The organism is Acidiferrobacter sp. (genome assembly GCF_054609335.1).
This window is the reverse complement of the sequence record NZ_JBTRWP010000001.1, coordinates 36,606-52,127: the sequence shown is the minus strand read 5'-3', so window position 1 is coordinate 52,127 and position 15,522 is coordinate 36,606. Positions and strand designations below refer to the sequence as shown.

The 15,522-nt window shown below is 63.0% G+C and carries 13 protein-coding genes; all 13 read right to left on the bottom strand.

Annotation, left to right across the window (positions count from 1 at the left end):
• Positions 1-94: 94 nt before the first annotated feature.
• On the bottom strand, positions 95-1,462 hold the full coding sequence (glmM, locus tag ACYCTF_RS00265) for a phosphoglucosamine mutase (protein WP_461282187.1): 1,368 nt from the start codon (positions 1,460-1,462) through the stop codon (positions 95-97).
• On the bottom strand, positions 1,459-2,247 hold the full coding sequence (gene folP / locus ACYCTF_RS00260; protein WP_461284401.1) for a dihydropteroate synthase: 789 nt from the start codon (positions 2,245-2,247) through the stop codon (positions 1,459-1,461). The genes glmM and folP overlap by 4 nt, the downstream gene beginning before the upstream one ends.
• A 67-nt stretch (positions 2,248-2,314) precedes the next feature.
• Positions 2,315-4,228, bottom strand: a complete 1,914-nt coding sequence (gene ftsH, locus ACYCTF_RS00255) for an ATP-dependent zinc metalloprotease FtsH (protein WP_461282185.1) — start codon at positions 4,226-4,228, stop codon at positions 2,315-2,317.
• Positions 4,229-4,273: 45 nt separating this feature from the next.
• Complete coding sequence (locus ACYCTF_RS00250; RefSeq protein ID WP_461282184.1) at positions 4,274-4,900, bottom strand: RlmE family RNA methyltransferase; 627 nt, start codon at positions 4,898-4,900, stop codon at positions 4,274-4,276.
• A 17-nt stretch (positions 4,901-4,917) separates the two neighbouring features.
• The gene (locus tag ACYCTF_RS00245) at positions 4,918-5,361 is read right to left on the bottom strand and encodes a hypothetical protein (RefSeq protein ID WP_461282183.1); all 444 of its coding nucleotides are present in this window, start codon (positions 5,359-5,361) and stop codon (positions 4,918-4,920) included.
• Positions 5,333-5,809: a transcription elongation factor GreA gene (greA, locus tag ACYCTF_RS00240; RefSeq protein ID WP_461282182.1), complete on the bottom strand. Its 477-nt coding sequence runs from the start codon at positions 5,807-5,809 to the stop codon at positions 5,333-5,335. The genes ACYCTF_RS00245 and greA overlap by 29 nt, the downstream gene beginning before the upstream one ends.
• The gene (gene carB / locus ACYCTF_RS00235) at positions 5,802-9,035 is read right to left on the bottom strand and encodes a carbamoyl-phosphate synthase large subunit (protein ID WP_461282181.1); all 3,234 of its coding nucleotides are present in this window, start codon (positions 9,033-9,035) and stop codon (positions 5,802-5,804) included. The genes greA and carB overlap by 8 nt, the downstream gene beginning before the upstream one ends.
• A complete protein-coding gene (carA, locus tag ACYCTF_RS00230) occupies positions 9,035-10,168 on the bottom strand; it encodes a glutamine-hydrolyzing carbamoyl-phosphate synthase small subunit (protein ID WP_461282180.1) in 1,134 nt (377 codons plus the stop codon). The genes carB and carA overlap by 1 nt, the downstream gene beginning before the upstream one ends.
• Before the next feature lie 120 nt (positions 10,169-10,288).
• On the bottom strand, positions 10,289-11,086 hold the full coding sequence (gene dapB / locus ACYCTF_RS00225) for a 4-hydroxy-tetrahydrodipicolinate reductase (RefSeq protein WP_461282179.1): 798 nt from the start codon (positions 11,084-11,086) through the stop codon (positions 10,289-10,291).
• A 60-nt stretch (positions 11,087-11,146) separates the two neighbouring features.
• The gene (locus ACYCTF_RS00220; RefSeq protein WP_461282178.1) at positions 11,147-11,644 is read right to left on the bottom strand and encodes a DsrE family protein; all 498 of its coding nucleotides are present in this window, start codon (positions 11,642-11,644) and stop codon (positions 11,147-11,149) included.
• Positions 11,645-11,692: 48 nt separating this feature from the next.
• Complete coding sequence (gene dnaJ / locus ACYCTF_RS00215) at positions 11,693-12,844, bottom strand: molecular chaperone DnaJ (protein WP_461282177.1); 1,152 nt, start codon at positions 12,842-12,844, stop codon at positions 11,693-11,695.
• A 93-nt stretch (positions 12,845-12,937) separates the two neighbouring features.
• A complete protein-coding gene (dnaK, locus tag ACYCTF_RS00210; protein ID WP_461282176.1) occupies positions 12,938-14,869 on the bottom strand; it encodes a molecular chaperone DnaK in 1,932 nt (643 codons plus the stop codon).
• A gap of 89 nt (positions 14,870-14,958) precedes the next feature.
• Positions 14,959-15,519 (bottom strand): nucleotide exchange factor GrpE, encoded by a 561-nt coding sequence (grpE, locus tag ACYCTF_RS00205; RefSeq protein WP_461282175.1) that lies wholly within the window; start codon positions 15,517-15,519, stop codon positions 14,959-14,961.
• Between the last annotated feature and the right edge of the window lie 3 nt (positions 15,520-15,522).

The following is a 15,522-nucleotide window of genomic DNA, read 5'->3' as shown; positions in this document are numbered from 1 at the left end:
AACGCGCGCAGATGTTACCGGCAAGCCCGGTGGAAAGCAATTTTCGAGCCCGGAAAAATCCGGCTCTCGTTTCAGGCCGCGCGCTATGCCCATATCAGGCAACAGCAGCACCGGCGGCCGCTTTGGTGACGGCCGCGGCAAGTTGTTCGGTAAGGTCGGCCACCATCTGGGCTTCAGCCGCCTCAACCATGACGCGCACGACGGGCTCAGTCCCGGACGGCCGCAAGACCACTCGACCGGCGCTCCCCAGGCGACGCTCGACCTCATGGAGGATGGCAACCACCTCTGGGGCCCGTACCACCTCGCGCGCCGACACCCCGCGATTCAAGGTGACATTCACGAGCGCCTGCGGGTAGACGGACATCCCTTCGGCCAGTTCCGCGAGACTGCGTTCGGACTCGCGCATAGCGGCAAGCACCTGCAAGGCGGCGATCACGCCATCGCCCGTCGTGCTCTTATCCAGACAAATCACGTGTCCTGAGGCCTCGCCACCCAAATCCCAGCCCTGCTCCGCCAAGAGCGCCATCACATAGCGGTCGCCCACTGCGGCGCGCGCGAAGGGGATCTCCAAGCGCTTCAGGGCTTGCTCGAGACCCACGTTGCTCATGAGGGTGCCGGCCACGCCCGGCACCGGGACGCCCAAACGCTTCCGGTGTGCGGCGATGATATACAGGATGCGGTCGCCATCGATCGTGCAGCCGTGCCGATCGACCATGACCACGCGATCGCCGTCGCCATCCAAAGCAATACCGAGGTCGGCGTCCGCCGCCAGGACCGCCTGCCGCAAGGTCTCCGGACAGGTCGATCCGCAGGCGCAATTGATATTGAACCCATCCGGTGCATTGCCGATCGCCACGACCTCCGCCCCCAGCTCACCGAAGACATGAGGGGCGATCTGATAGGCTGCCCCGTGGGCGCAGTCGACCACAATCTTCAGGCCCTCAAGCCCAAGGCGATAAGGGAAGGTGCTCTTGCAAAACTCGATATAGCGGCCGGCCGCATCCGGGAAACGGCGCACCTTTCCCAGTTCGGCCGACGGCACCGTACGCATGGGCTTGCGCATCATGGCCTCTATCGCGCATTCCACTTCATCGGGCAGCTTGGTGCCAAGCGACGAAAAAAACTTGATACCGTTGTCTTCGTAGGGATTGTGCGAGGCGCTGATGACGATCCCCGCCTGGGCGCGCGCGGTGCGCGTCAGATAGGCAATGCCGGGGGTGGGCATGGGCCCTATCAGGCGTATGTCCGCCCCGGCCGCCGAAAGACCCGCCTCAAGAGCGGATTCGAGTAGATAACCCGAGATCCGCGTATCCTTTCCAATCAACACGCTGCCGCGGTCCTCGCCCTTTGCCAAGAGCACCCGTCCGGCCGCCCAACCCAACTTCAAGACGGTCTCCGGGGTAATCGGCTCCTCGCCGACCCGTCCCCGCATTCCGTCCGTACCAAAATACTGACGCTTCACGCTACCCGCTCCTTAGGTTCGAATACCCATTCCCACGCGCGCACCGCCTCCCGCGTCTCGCGCACATCATGCACACGCACGACCTTCGCGCCGCCTTGGATCGCGGCCAGTGCCAGCGCGACACTGGTCTGAAGCCGCGCGCCCGCAGGCAAACCCCAGGGCTCGCCCGTCATACGCTTACGGGAGATGCCGACTAGAACCGGGGCCAATGCCGCAATCTCTGGCAAATCGAACAACAGACTGCGGTTCTCGGCCAAATCCTTGCCGAAACCAAACCCCGGGTCGACGATGATACGATCGCTGGGGATGCCCGCTAGGCGCGCCGCTTCCAGGCGCTGGGCAAGATAGGATTTCACCTCGCCCACGACGTCACCCGAACTGCTACGCGTCCCCATCATGGACGATCCGCCCGGCTCATGCATCAGACAAACCGGTACGCCGAGCTTGGCCGCCGCGGCCAGGGCTCCGGGTCTCGTCAGGGCACGAACATCATTAATCAGGGAGGCCCCCGCCGCGACTGCCTCGGTCATAACTAAAGGCTCGGAGGTATCCACCGAGAACGACACGGGGAGCCGGCCACAGAGCGCCTCCAGGACCGGGATGACGCGTTCGCACTCCTCTTCGGGACTCACGGGGCTGGCCCCCGGACGTGTCGACTCGCCGCCTATATCTATAATATCGGCCCCCGCCGCGACCATGGCTTCAACATGTTTGAGCGCCTGATCGCGGGCCAAAAAAAGACCCCCGTCCGAAAACGAATCGGGGGTCACATTCAAGATGCCCATAATAGCAACTCGGCCATCCGGCCGCAGCCAAGATGCCGCGGCCTTACACGCCTCGCCCATCGCGCCGCTACCGGGATTCCCCTGCCGGGGTATCCATGCGGGGCTTCACGAGGGCCCGATCCGCAGCCTTGGGCTCGCTACTATCGCCGCCCGGGGTGGGATCATTGTAGCCGTACGGGGGGCGCGGCTTGCGGCCCTCCATGATATCGTTGATCTGATCGGTGTCGAGCGTCTCCCACTCGAGGAGCATGCCGGCCATCATCTCCACCTTGTCCTTGTTGGTCTCGATGACGCGCCGCGCGCGTATGTATTGCTCATCGATGATCCGACGGATCTCGGCATCCACGAGCTGCGCCGTAGCATCGCTCAAATTCTTGTGCGTCGTCACGTCGCGCCCGAGGAAGACCTCGCTTTGGTTCTCGCCGTACACACGCGTACCCAACCGATCACTCATACCCCAGCGGCTCACCATGTTGCGCGCAAGCTCAGTGGCCCGCTCAAAATCGTTGGCCGCCCCAGTGGTCATCTGATGCATGAAGACCTCCTCCGCTATGCGACCTGCCATGAGCACGGCAACGGTCGACAGCAGGTACTCGCGATCGTGGCTATAGCGATCCTCGGTCGGCAGCTGCATCGTCACACCCAGTGCGCGGCCACGCGGGATGATGGTCACCTTGTGCACAGGATCGGTATTGGGCAATAACCGCGCGACCACGGCGTGGCCTGATTCATGGTACGCGGTATTGATCCGCTCCTTCTCGGGCATCACTATGGACCGGCGTTCGGCACCCATGACGATCTTGTCTTTCGCGAGCTCAAAGTCCTGCATCTCCACGAGCCGCTTGTTGGCGCGTGCCGCAAACAAGGCTGCCTCGTTGACGAGATTGGCCAGATCGGCGCCGGAAAAGCCAGGTGTCCCACGGGCAAGAATACTCGGGACCACGTCATCCGACACCGGCACCTTGCGCATATGGATACGGATGATCTGTTCACGGCCCCGGATGTCGGGCAGCGGCACGAAGACCTGCCGATCGAAACGACCTGGCCGCAGAAGGGCCGGATCCAGGACGTCGGGCCGGTTGGTGGCGGCGATCACGATCACACCCTCGCTGCCCTCAAACCCGTCCATCTCCACGAGTAGCTGGTTTAATGTCTGCTCACGCTCGTCATGCCCGCCACCGAGGCCTGCACCGCGCTGGCGGCCGACCGCATCAATCTCGTCAATGAAGATGATGCATGGCGCGTGCTTCTTCGCCTGGTCGAACATGTCGCGAACGCGCGAAGCGCCAACACCCACGAACATCTCGACGAAATCCGAACCCGAGATCGAGAAGAAAGGGACCTTCGCTTCGCCGGCGATTGCCTTGGCGAGCAGCGTCTTGCCGGTACCGGGGCTACCGGTCATGAGCACCCCGCGCGGGATCCGTCCGCCGAGCTTCTGGAACTTCGTCGGGTCCCGCAGAAACTCGACCAACTCCTTGACCTCTTCCTTGGCTTCTTCGACACCCGCGACGTCGTCGAATGTCACTTTATTGGTGTCTTCCGTCAACATCCGCGCTTTGCTCTTCCCAAAGCTCATCGCGCTGCGACCGCCACCGCCCCCCTGCATCTGGCGCATGAAGAAGATCCACACCCCGACGAACAGCAGCAATGGGAACCAGTTGATGAATATCTGCAGGAGCAAAGACTGCTGCGCCGGCGGCTTGGCATCGACGCTCACGCCATTATTCAGCAGCTGGTCGATCAATCCGGAGTCGGTCGGCGTATAGGTCTGAAAGCGCTGACCGGTCTTGGTGATACCCGTGATCTCGTGACCCTTGATGACGACGCGGCCTACCTGCCCCTGCTTCACGTGATTAATGAACCGCGAAAACGGGATGGAGTGCACCGCCGGGTGGTGGTTACCGAAGCTGTTGAAAACCGACATCAGCACGATGGCGATAATGAGCCACAACAGCAGATTCTTTGCGAGATTATTCAAGGTGTGACCTCGTGCGCCCCAAAAGACGCGCCTGCCGCCATTCTCCTACGACTCCGGTCCCGACACAACAGGCCGTAACCCGGTACCGAGGAGGTAGACCTCGGGGCTACGGGGGCGCGACGCCGGCGGTTTGCGCGTGGCCACCCGTTGGAAACGGCGCCGCATATCGGCCAATAGCTCCGTAAATCCGGCACCCTGAAAGACCTTAATAAGACAACTACCGTCCCGGGTCAAGCACGAGGCGGCGAAATCCAGGGCGATCTCGGCAAGCCCAACGGCCCGGGCCTGATCCGACACCCCCACACCGCTCATATTGGGGGCCATATCCGAAATTACAAGATCCACTCGGTCCCCCAGGGCCCTTTGGACCTGCGCATAGCATTCGGGCTCGGTGAAATCGCCTTGAATAAACGTAACACCCGGCAAGGGATCCATGGCTAGGACATCGACCGCCACCAGACGACCGGCAGGCCCGAGCCTACCCGCCGCATACTGGGAAAAGCCCCCTGGGGCCGAGCCTAAGTCGGCGATGACGCTGTCGGGACGTATGAGATGGTCGCGAGCGTCGATTTCCATGAGCTTGTAGGCCGCCCGCGAACGATAACCCTCCGCTTGGGCGCGCTTCACATAGGGATCGGCGAAATGCTCATCCATCCACCGGTTGCGGGCCATCGTCTTTGCTCTTTGGGCTACAGGGCGCGGGCCACGACCACGAGACCCAGTACACCTTCAATCAGGTAGATCGTGGTAGAGACGGCGTGCATAGCCATGAAGAGGCCCCAGGTGGGGCTTTGGGGACCAAAATCCGGTGCGGCGCGCAGATAGGCCATGATGGGCAGGATGACAAGCGCGAACGCGCCGTCGAGCGCCCAAGCGATCTGGGCCAAACGCCGATAACGGCCGGGAGAGACCGTTTGCGCGACAACCCCGCCCAGAATGAGACCGAGGCCCTGGCCCGCAGCGAACAGATCGCCCGCAAGCCCGCCCGCGACCGCCTGCGGGAGCCGCCAGAACAAAAGCGCGACCACGGCGGCCGTAGTCCAGAGACTGCCCATCCAAAAAACCGCGGCCACGCGCGCCACACCGGGCGCGAACGACCGCCGCTCAGACGTAACGGATACCCAGGATTTCATACTGGCGGGTCCCGTCTGGAACCACGACCTCCACGACATCCCCGTCTTCCTTGCCGATCAAGGCGCGCGCAATGGGAGAGCTGATCGAGATCTTCCCCTTGTGAATGTCAGCCTCGTCATCGCCAACGATTTGGTAGGTCACCTCGCGCTGCCCATCCTCCTCGAACAGATCGACGGTCGCACCGAACACAACCCGCCCGCCCGCATTGACGGTCAAAGGATCGATGATCTGGGCGTTACCGAGCTTGGCCTCGACCTCGCTGATCCGTCCTTCGATGAAGCTCTGCTGTTCCTTGGCCGCGTGATATTCGGCGTTTTCCGACAAATCGCCGTGCGCCCGAGCCTCCGCGATCGCTTGAATGATACGCGGCCGCTCCACGGTCTTTAGGCGATGCAGCTCCTGTTTCAGCTTCTCGGCGCCGCTTACCGTGAGAGGAACCTTAATCATGCGCAATCTCCTTATGCAAGTCCTGCAAACACCGTACCTCGAACTCCTGCATGTTCCCGTGCGCCTCGCATGCTGCACGCGCCGCGGCGAGCGTCGTATAGTTCGTCACCTTATGCTGCAAGGCCTCGCGACGAATCTGATAAGAGTCGGCCATGCTCTGTTTGTCGGCAACGGTATTGACGATAATATCAATCTCGTCGTTCTTGATCATATCCACCACATGCGGGCGACCCTCGGAAACCTTGTTGACCGCCCGCACCTTGAGCCCCGCCGCCTCGAGCGCGGCCGCCGTTCCGCGCGTGGCCAGAAGCTCGAACCCGTGATCGGCGAAGTAGCGAGCGATAGCCACGGCCGGCCCCCGGTCGCGGTCGCGCACACTAATAAAGAGCCTGCCCCCACCTGGAATCGCGGCACCAGCGGCAATCTGCGATTTCGCGAAGGCCTCGCCGAAGCTCCTGCCGATCCCCATCACTTCGCCCGTCGATTTCATCTCGGGCCCGAGGACGGTATCGACCCCCGGGAACTTTATGAACGGGAAAACGGCCTCCTTCACTGAGCAATAGGCAGGTACGACCTCGGAGACCACCCCCTGGCTCTCAAGGGAATAGCCCATCATCACGCGCGCCGCGATTTTGGCAAACGGACGAGCCGTCGCCTTCGAGACGTACGGTATCGTACGGGACGCCCGCGGGTTCACCTCGAGTACGTAGACGTCCTGGTCCTTGATCGCAAACTGCACGTTCATGAGGCCCACCACATCCAGGGCCTTGGCCAAGGCCACGGTCTGGCGGCGCAATTCGTCCTGCAGCGCCTCGGAAAGACTGAAAGGCGGCAGCGAGCAGGCCGAATCGCCGGAATGGACTCCCGCCTCCTCGATATGCTCCATGATCCCAGCGATCACCACCCGCTCGCCGTCGGAGACCGCATCGACATCCACTTCGACCGCATCGCTCAAGAATCGGTCGAGGAGAATGGGGCTGTCCTCGGACACGCGAACCGCGATCCGCATGTAGACCTCGAGGTCGTCCTTGTTATGACAGATTTCCATGGCGCGCCCCCCCAGGACATAAGAGGGTCGCACGACGAGCGGATATCCGGTCTCCTCCGCCAATGCCACCGCATCGACCGCGTTGTGCGCGATGCGATTGGGCGGCTGCAACAAGCCAAGGCCCGTGATCAAGTGCTGGAAGCGTTCCCGATCCTCGGCCAGATCGATGCAAGCGGGGCTCGTCCCGACGATGGGAACACCATTGGCGGCAAGCCCGCGCGCGAGCTTCAGGGGTGTCTGTCCCCCGTACTGCACAATCACGCCCGTCGGCCGCTCGATGCGCGCGATCTCGAGCACATCTTCAAGCGTCAGGGGCTCAAAATAGAGCCTGTCGGAGATATCATAATCTGTGGATACGGTCTCCGGATTACAGTTGACCATGATGGTCTGATAGCCATTCTCACGCAAGGCCATGGAGGCGTGAACGCAGCAGTAATCGAACTCAATACCCTGACCGATGCGGTTGGGCCCGCTGCCGAGCACGATGACCTTGTCGCAATTCTCCGGAAGGGCCTCGCACTCCTCTTCGTAGGTCGAATACATGTAAGCGGTCGTCGACCCAAACTCGGCGGCGCAGGAATCGACGCGCTTATAGACGGGATGGAGGGCGTGGGCGTAACGGAATGCGCGAACCGAGTCCTCAGCGCAACGAAGAAGCGCCGCAATCCGTCGATCCGAAAACCCGCGCCGCTTCCAGCCCCGAACGCGCGCGACATCAAGCGCCCCCGATGCACCCCACTCCTCAATCTCCGCCTCGGTGGCGACGATCTCGGCGATCTGCGCGACAAACCAGGGATCGATGCGCGTCAATTCGTGCACCTCGTGCGGAGTGAAGCCCGCGCGCAAGGCATCTGCCACATACCAGAGCCGCTCCGCCCCGGGCACCTTCAACTCCTGGACCAGACGATCGCGCGCAGCCTTCGCATCGCTTGCGCGGTCCACGCGCGGCTCGAACCCATAACTGTCGATCTCGAGGCTGCGCATGGCCTTCTGCAATGACTCCTGGAAGGTGCGCCCGATCGCCATGACCTCACCGACCGATTTCATTTGCGTGGTCAACGTCGGATCGGCCTTGGGGAACTTCTCGAAGGTAAAGCGGGGGATCTTCGTGACCACGTAGTCGATGCTAGGCTCGAAGGATGCCGGCGTCATTCCGCCGGTAATATCGTTGCGCAACTCGTCCAGGGTGTAGCCGATAGCGAGCTTGGCGGCCACCTTGGCGATCGGAAAGCCGGTCGCCTTGGAGGCGAGGGCCGATGACCGGGACACGCGCGGATTCATCTCGATGACAATCATTTGCCCAGTCTGCGGGTTGATCGCGAACTGGACGTTCGACCCGCCCGTCTCCACGCCGATCTCGCGCAACACGGCGATGCTGGCGTCCCGCATCCTCTGGTACTCTTTGTCCGTCAGGGTCTGCGCGGGGGCGACGGTGATGGAATCACCTGTGTGCACGCCCATCGGATCGATGTTCTCGATGGCGCAGACGATGATGCAGTTGTCGAGACGGTCGCGCACGACCTCCATCTCGTATTCCTTCCAACCGATGATGGACTCCTCGATAAGAAGCTCGTGGGTTGGGGAGGCATCCAGCCCGCGCTCACACAACTGCACGAACTCCTCGCGATTGTAAGCGATGCCTCCCCCGGTGCCGCCGAGCGTGAAGGAGGGCCGGATGATCGCCGGAAACCCCACCAGCGCATGCACCTGAAGGGCCTCCTCCAGGCTGTGCGCGATGGCACCCTTAGCCACGCCCAGACCAATCGACTCCATAGCCTTCTTGAAGAGCTCGCGGTCTTCAGCCTTGTCGATCGCGGCCTTCGAGGCCCCGATCATGCGTACCCCATAACGCTCCAAGACTCCCTCGCGATCCAGGTCGAGGGCGCAATTGAGCGCCGTTTGGCCACCCATGGTCGGGAGCAAGGCGTCGGGACGCTCCTTGGCGATGATCCGCTCCAGCACTCGCCAATTGATCGGTTCCACATAGGTGGCGTCGGCGAGATCGGGGTCAGTCATGATCGTAGCCGGGTTCGAATTCACCAGAATGACGCGCAGACCCTCCTCCTTGAGGGCCCGGCAGGCCTGCGTGCCGGAATAATCGAATTCGCAGCCTTGGCCGATCACGATCGGCCCGGCGCCTATGATGAGAACGCTCTTGATATCGTCGCGCTTGGGCATCAGGACCTCGGAATCGCGTCGCGCGCCGCACCCATCAGCGCTGCGAACTGCGAAAACAGGGGCGAAACATCATGCGGTCCGGGGCTCGCCTCGGGGTGCCCCTGGAAAGAGAATACGGGCCGATCAACAAACGCCAGTCCCTGGACCGAACCATCAAAGAGCGAGCGATGGGTCACGCGCAGACCCTGGGGTAGGCTTCCCTCGTCGACCGCGAAGCCGTGGTTCTGGCTTGTGATAAAGACTCGCCCCGAGTCCACGTCGAGGACCGGGTGGTTGGCCCCGTGGTGACCGAACTTCATCTTTACCGTGCGCCCGCCCGCGGCAAGCCCGAGCAACTGGTGACCAAGGCAGATCCCAAAGAGCGGTACGCCCGACTCGATGAGCGCCCGCGCGGCCTCAATGGCGTAATCACAGGCCTTCGGATCGCCGGGCCCGTTGGAAAGGAACACACCGTCGGGCTTCATGGCCAGAGCCTCCGCCGCCGGGGTCTGTGCCGGCACCACCGTCACACGACACCCGACTTCGACCAGGCTGCGCAGGATGTTGCGCTTAATCCCGTAATCGAAGGCCACAACATGGTACTGCGGCGGCTGAGGCACTGTCTCCCAAAGCCCCTCGTCCCACGTGTAGGACTGTGCGGTCGACACGACCCGCGCGAGATCGAGACCGTCGAGCCCTGGGAAGGCGCGTGCCAAGGCGATGGCCGCCGCCCGGTCTTGCGCCAAATCACCCGCCACTATGGCTGCATTCTGGGCGCCGTGCTCGCGCAGCCGCCGGGTGAGCGCGCGTGTGTCGACCCCGGCGATGGCCACCACCCCCTGGCGCCGCAGAAAGGCCCCGAGGCCCTCGTTGCTACGAAAATTGCTGAAGTGGCTCGGGGCGTCCCGCACGACGAGCCCCGCGGCATGGACCCGGGGAGCCTCCATGTCTTGCACATTGACACCCGTATTGCCGATATGGGGATAGGTAAGCGTGACGATCTGACTGGCGTACGAAGGATCCGAAAGGATCTCCTGGTAGCCGGTCATGGCAGTGTTGAAGACGAGCTCGCCCTGGGAAGCCCCGGCGGCCCCGATGGACTCGCCGACGAACACAGTGCCGTCGGCGAGAGCAAGCAATGCCGGTTGCACCACGGTACCTCCCGCCTCAGGGTTTACATACAAAAGCGGGAGCCGCTCTTCGCCGCTCCCGCCCGGAAAACGAGTTATTCACAAGGATTTGTCGGGGGATTGTAACGAGATAGCCGTCCGAAATCAACGCAGACCGAGCACGTCCTGCATATCGTAGAGGCCGGCTGGGCGGCTCATCAAAAAACGGGCCGCACGCAAGGCGCCCTCGGCAAACACCTGACGGTTGTCGGCGACATGCGCGATCTCGAGGCGTTCCGTGGGGGAAGCCAGATAGGCCCGGTGCTCGCCTACGATCTCGCCCGCGCGGAGCGTGGCGAAGCCTATGGTCCCGGGCACACGCGGCGCACGCTGCTTGTGTCGCTCATAGACGGCGACGTCGGCCAAGCGCTGGCCACGGGCGGCGGCGGCCACTTCGCCCAGACGCAGTGCGGTCCCCGAGGGTGCGTCGACCTTGTGCCGATGGTGGGCCTCCAGGATCTCGATATCGGCGTCCGGGAGCACCCGGGCGGCGATCTCCAAGAGATGCAAGGCCAGGGTCACACCAACGCTCATGTTCGCGGCCACCACGAAGCGCCCCGCCTCGGCCCACTTTTGCAGCCGCTCGAGCATCGCTGGCGGGAAGCCCGTCGTGCCGATAACCGCCCCCTTCCCGAGACGCGCGCAGACCGCCGCATACGTATCGCTCGCCTCCGGCCGGGTGAAATCAATCAGGATGTCGCAACCGGCGATGACCTCCTCGACGGCGTCCGTCACGGGCACGCCGAAGGCGGCCCCGCCCACCAGCACCGCGACGTCCTGCCCACAGGCGGCGTCACCCGTACGGGCGAGCGCGCCGGAGAGCTCAAGGTCAGCCTGACCGCGCAGTGCCGCAAGCACGGCGCGCCCCATACGACCGGTGGCCCCGGCCACGGCTATCCTCATGACTTCCCCCTTACTGATTGGAATCCCGACGCCGACAGGGGTCCGGCCCGTCGGCCGCCACTACCACGCGATATAGGCGTAACCCTTGTGCTGAAGCTCCATCAGGTCCGCGGCCCCCATGGGGACGTAGGTGGCGAGCGGCAACAAGGCCGCTTTCGTAAGCTTGAGCGTCCGCAAGGTGTTGCCGCATCCATGAAAGTCCACGCCATAGTCGTGCAGGCTCGCCACGGCGGTGCGGATGTCCCGGGCGACTGGGCGTACGGGTTTCTTCAGGACGACACTGATCCCTTCGGCGAAGCAGGTTACCACGATATGGATCGAGCTCCCATAACGGCGCAGCATGGCCTGAATCGAAGACATGATGTGCTGCTGATAGCCGTGATCGGCCTGATTCAGCTGGTAGACGATGTGGTGTTTGGCCTTCTGGCCCGGAAAGGTCAGATTCAGACTATCCGCCGAATCGGCGAGTACGGTCCCGGATCCCATCGCCGCGGCAACACCGCCCGCGGCGACGATGATCCGGCGGCGAGTTGGATCGAATCTGCGTTTCTCTGCCATGGCGAGCCCCCCTTATTGTCATTCCCAAAGGACGGCTGCCGTCCGCTTTTATTCCCCGGAGCTTCGTGCCTTGGGTTCGAAGAAGCCGCGCAGCTTATCGAGCCACGAGTGCTCGACCGGGCTATGGCGGTCACCCCCCTCGCGCACCGAGGTCTCAAAGGCCTCGAGCATCTCGCGCTGCGCGCGCGTAAGCTTCACCGGGGTCTCCACCGTGATCTGGCAAAAGAGATCGCCGATGTGGCCTGTGCGCACGTTCTTAACGCCCTTGCCGCGCACCCGGAATACCTTGTCAGTCTGCGTCTCCGGCGGGATCTTAAGCGCCATGCGCCCATCGAGGCTCGGGATCTCGATCTCGCCCCCAAGAACCACCGTGCCGAAACGCACCGGAACCTTACAGTACAGGTCGTCCTGCTCGCGACGGAACAGGGGGTGGGGCTTTAGTTTGACCTGGACGTAGAGATCTCCGGACGGCCCGCCGTTTTCCCCGGCATCCCCCTGTCCGCTCACTCGGATCTGATCACCCTCGTCGACGCCCGCCGGGATCGTGACCGACAGGGTCTTGGCGCGCCGCGCACGGCCGTCGCCGCGGCATTCGACGCAGGGCTGCGTGATGACCCGCCCACTACCCCGGCAATTGGGGCAGGTCTGCTGAATCGAAAAAAAGCCCTGCTGCATACGCACCTGACCATGGCCGCCGCAGGTAGGACAGCTCGCCGGGACGCTCCCCGCGCGCGCCCCGGTCCCCTTACAGAGATCACAGGCCGCCAGGGTCGGGACGCGAATGCGGGCCTCGGTCCCGAAGACCGCATCCTCCAAAGAGAGATCCAGGGCGAAGCGCACATCGGCGCCGCGATACACCTGGTTCGCGCGACGGGCGCCACCGCCGCCAAAGATATCCCCAAAGACGTTGTCGAAGATGTCCGCGAAACCCCCGCCGGCACCGAAGGGGCCGGCCCCGGGACCCGCGCCGCCCTGCACCCCAGCATGTCCGAACTGATCGTAGGCGGTCCGCCTTTGCGGGTCGCTTAGGACGTCATAGGCCTCCTGACACTCCTTGAACAACGCCTCCGTGCTTTTGTCGTCGGGATTGCGGTCCGGGTGATACTTCATCGCCATGCGGCGATAGGCCTTTTTGATCTCGGCGTCTTCGGCCCCGCGGGCCACACCGAGGATCTCATAGTAATCGCGTCGCGTCGTCATAAGCCTGCACTGTAAAAGCCCGACCTTAAAAGAAAAAAGGCACGGGCGTCAACCGAAGTCCCAGCCCGCGCCCCCATTCGCTCCTACCCCTACTTACTTTTCGCGACGATTCTCGTTGACCTCTTCGAATTCCGCGTCGACCACATTGTCCGAGCCCTGCTGCGCCCCGCCTTGCTGCCCTTCGGCACCCGGCGTGGCGCCGGCCTGGGCCTGCGCGTACATCTGCTCGGTCAACTTATGGCTTGCCTGGGCCAGCGCCTCGGTCTTGGACGTGATCTCCGCCTTATCGTCGCCCTTCAAAGCCGTCTCCAGGTCGGTGATCGCCGTCTCGGCCGCGCTCTTGTCGGCGGCTGCCACCTTATCGCCCAAATCCTTCAAGGACTTGCGCGTGCCATGGATGAGCGCCTCGGCCTGATTACGGGCATCCACCAGCTCGTGCGCCTTGCGGTCGTCCTCGGCGTGCGCCTCGGCATCCTGCACCATGCGCTGAATCTCGGCCTCGCTCAAGCCGGAACTCGACTTGATGACGATGCGATTCTCCTTGCCAGTCGCCTTGTCGCGCGCCGACACATGCAAAATGCCGTTAGCGTCGATGTCGAAGGTCACCTCGACCTGCGGCACGCCCCGCGGCGCCGGCGGGATGTCGGTAAGGTCGAAACGGCCAAGCGACTTGTTGCCGGCCGCCATCTCGCGCTCGCCCTGCAGGACATGCACCGTCACCGCCGTCTGACTGTCCTCGGCGGTCGAGAATACCTGCGCGGCCTTGGTCGGTATGGTGGTGTTCTTCTGTATAAGTTTGGTCATCACGCCACCCATGGTCTCAATGCCGAGAGACAGAGGCGTCACGTCCAGCAACAGAACGTCCTTTACGTCGCCGCCCAACACACCGCCCTGGACCGCGGCACCGATCGCCACCGCCTCGTCGGGGTTCACGTCTCTGCGCGGCTCCTTCCCGAAGAAGTCCCGTACCGCCTCCTGCACTTTGGGCATGCGCGTCTGACCACCCACGAGGATGACGTCGTCGACCTCGGTGACCTTCAGGCCCGCGTCCTTCAAGGCGATCTTGCAGGGCTCGACGGTGCGTCGGATCAACTCCTCAACCAGGCTCTCGAGCTTGGCGCGCGTGATCTTCACGTTCAGGTGCTTCGGTCCGCTCGCATCCGCCGTGATGTAAGGGAGGTTCACATCTGTCTGGCTACTCGAAGACAGCTCGATCTTGGCCTTCTCGGCCGCATCCTTCAGGCGCTGGAGCGCAAGCGGATCCTTGTGCAGATCAATGCCTGCGTCCTTCTTGAATTCCTCGGCCAGATAGTCGATCAACCTGAGATCGAAGTCCTCGCCACCCAGGAAGGTATCCCCGTTCGTGGACAACACCTCGAACTGGTGTTCGCCATCGACTTCAGCGATCTCGATAATCGAAATATCGAAGGTGCCACCACCCAAGTCATAGACCGCGATCTTGCGGTCGCCTTCCTTCTTGTCGAGACCAAAGGCCAGGGCCGCCGCGGTCGGCTCATTGATGATGCGCTTCACATTCAAGCCGGCGATCCGACCGGCATCCTTGGTCGCCTGCCTCTGGGCGTCGTTGAAATAGGCCGGAACGGTAATGACCGCCTCGGTCACTTCCTCGCCAAGATAATCCTCGGCCGTCTTTTTCATCTTCTGCAGAACGCGTGCTGACACCTCCGGCGGCGCCATCTGTTTGCCATTCCCCTCGACCCACGCGTCGCCGTTCTTCGCGCGCACGATCTTGTAGGGCACCATCTTGATGTCGCGCTGCACGATCTCATCATCGAACTTCCGCCCCACCAAGCGCTTCACCGCGTAGAGCGTGTTCTGGGGATTGGTGACCGCCTGACGCTTGGCCGATTGGCCGACCAACACCTCACCATCGTTCGTATAGGCGACGACCGACGGCGTCGTGCGATCGCCTTCGCTATTCTCAATGACGCGCGGCTTCCCGCCTTCGATCACGGCCACGCACGAATTCGTGGTTCCCAAATCGATCCCGATAATCTTTGCCATCGCTTTTGTCCTCTTACTCCCGGTTTCGGGAAGCTAATTGTAAGGTCGCTGACTCCCCAGATGGGGGGCTAGGGGGCATTTTTCAAGGGTCAGGTCTTGGGCTTGGCCACCACGACCAGCGCCGGCCGCAGGAGTCTGTCATTCAGCAAAAAGCCCTTTTGCACGACCTCGACGACATGATTGGCCGGTACATCGGCGCTTTCGACCACGGACATGGCCTGATGCTGATCCGGGTTGAACCGCGCACCGACCGGATCGACCATCGCGATCGAAAACTTGTCGAGCACGGAATCCATCAACTGCAGGGTGAGATCCACCCCGGTGAAAAGCGCCTCTGTCGCGGCTGCCGCCACGCTCCGATCCACCGCACGGGCCCGCTCCAGGCTATCGCGGACCGGGAGGAGTTCGCCTGCGAAACGTTCGAGGGCGAATTTACGGGCCGCCGCCACATCCTGCTCGGCGCGACGTCGTGTATTCTCGGCATCGGCGGCGATGCGCAAGAGGCGCTCGCGGCTCTCGGCGAGCTCGGCACGGACCTTCTCGAGTTCTGAGGCAAGCGCGACCGCGTCCCCAGGCCCCTGCCCCTCGCTGGGCCCCGCGCCCTCCACCTGCCTCTGTTTCTCGTCCACCATCGTGTCGTTCTCTACCATCGG

Coding starts and splice junctions, on each gene's coding strand:
- dnaK (WP_461282176.1), bottom strand. CDS start 14,869: ATGGCAAAGATTATCGGGATCGATTTGGGAACCACGAATTCGTGCGTG.
- dapB (WP_461282179.1), bottom strand. CDS start 11,086: ATGAGGATAGCCGTGGCCGGGGCCACCGGTCGTATGGGGCGCGCCGTG.
- folP (WP_461284401.1), bottom strand. CDS start 2,247: ATGGGCATCTTGAATGTGACCCCCGATTCGTTTTCGGACGGGGGTCTT.
- dnaJ (WP_461282177.1), bottom strand. CDS start 12,844: ATGACGACGCGACGCGATTACTATGAGATCCTCGGTGTGGCCCGCGGG.
- ACYCTF_RS00220 (WP_461282178.1), bottom strand. CDS start 11,644: ATGGCAGAGAAACGCAGATTCGATCCAACTCGCCGCCGGATCATCGTC.
- greA (WP_461282182.1), bottom strand. CDS start 5,809: ATGATTAAGGTTCCTCTCACGGTAAGCGGCGCCGAGAAGCTGAAACAG.
- grpE (WP_461282175.1), bottom strand. CDS start 15,519: ATGGTAGAGAACGACACGATGGTGGACGAGAAACAGAGGCAGGTGGAG.
- ACYCTF_RS00245 (WP_461282183.1), bottom strand. CDS start 5,361: ATGAAATCCTGGGTATCCGTTACGTCTGAGCGGCGGTCGTTCGCGCCC.
- carB (WP_461282181.1), bottom strand. CDS start 9,035: ATGCCCAAGCGCGACGATATCAAGAGCGTTCTCATCATAGGCGCCGGG.
- ACYCTF_RS00250 (WP_461282184.1), bottom strand. CDS start 4,900: ATGGCCCGCAACCGGTGGATGGATGAGCATTTCGCCGATCCCTATGTG.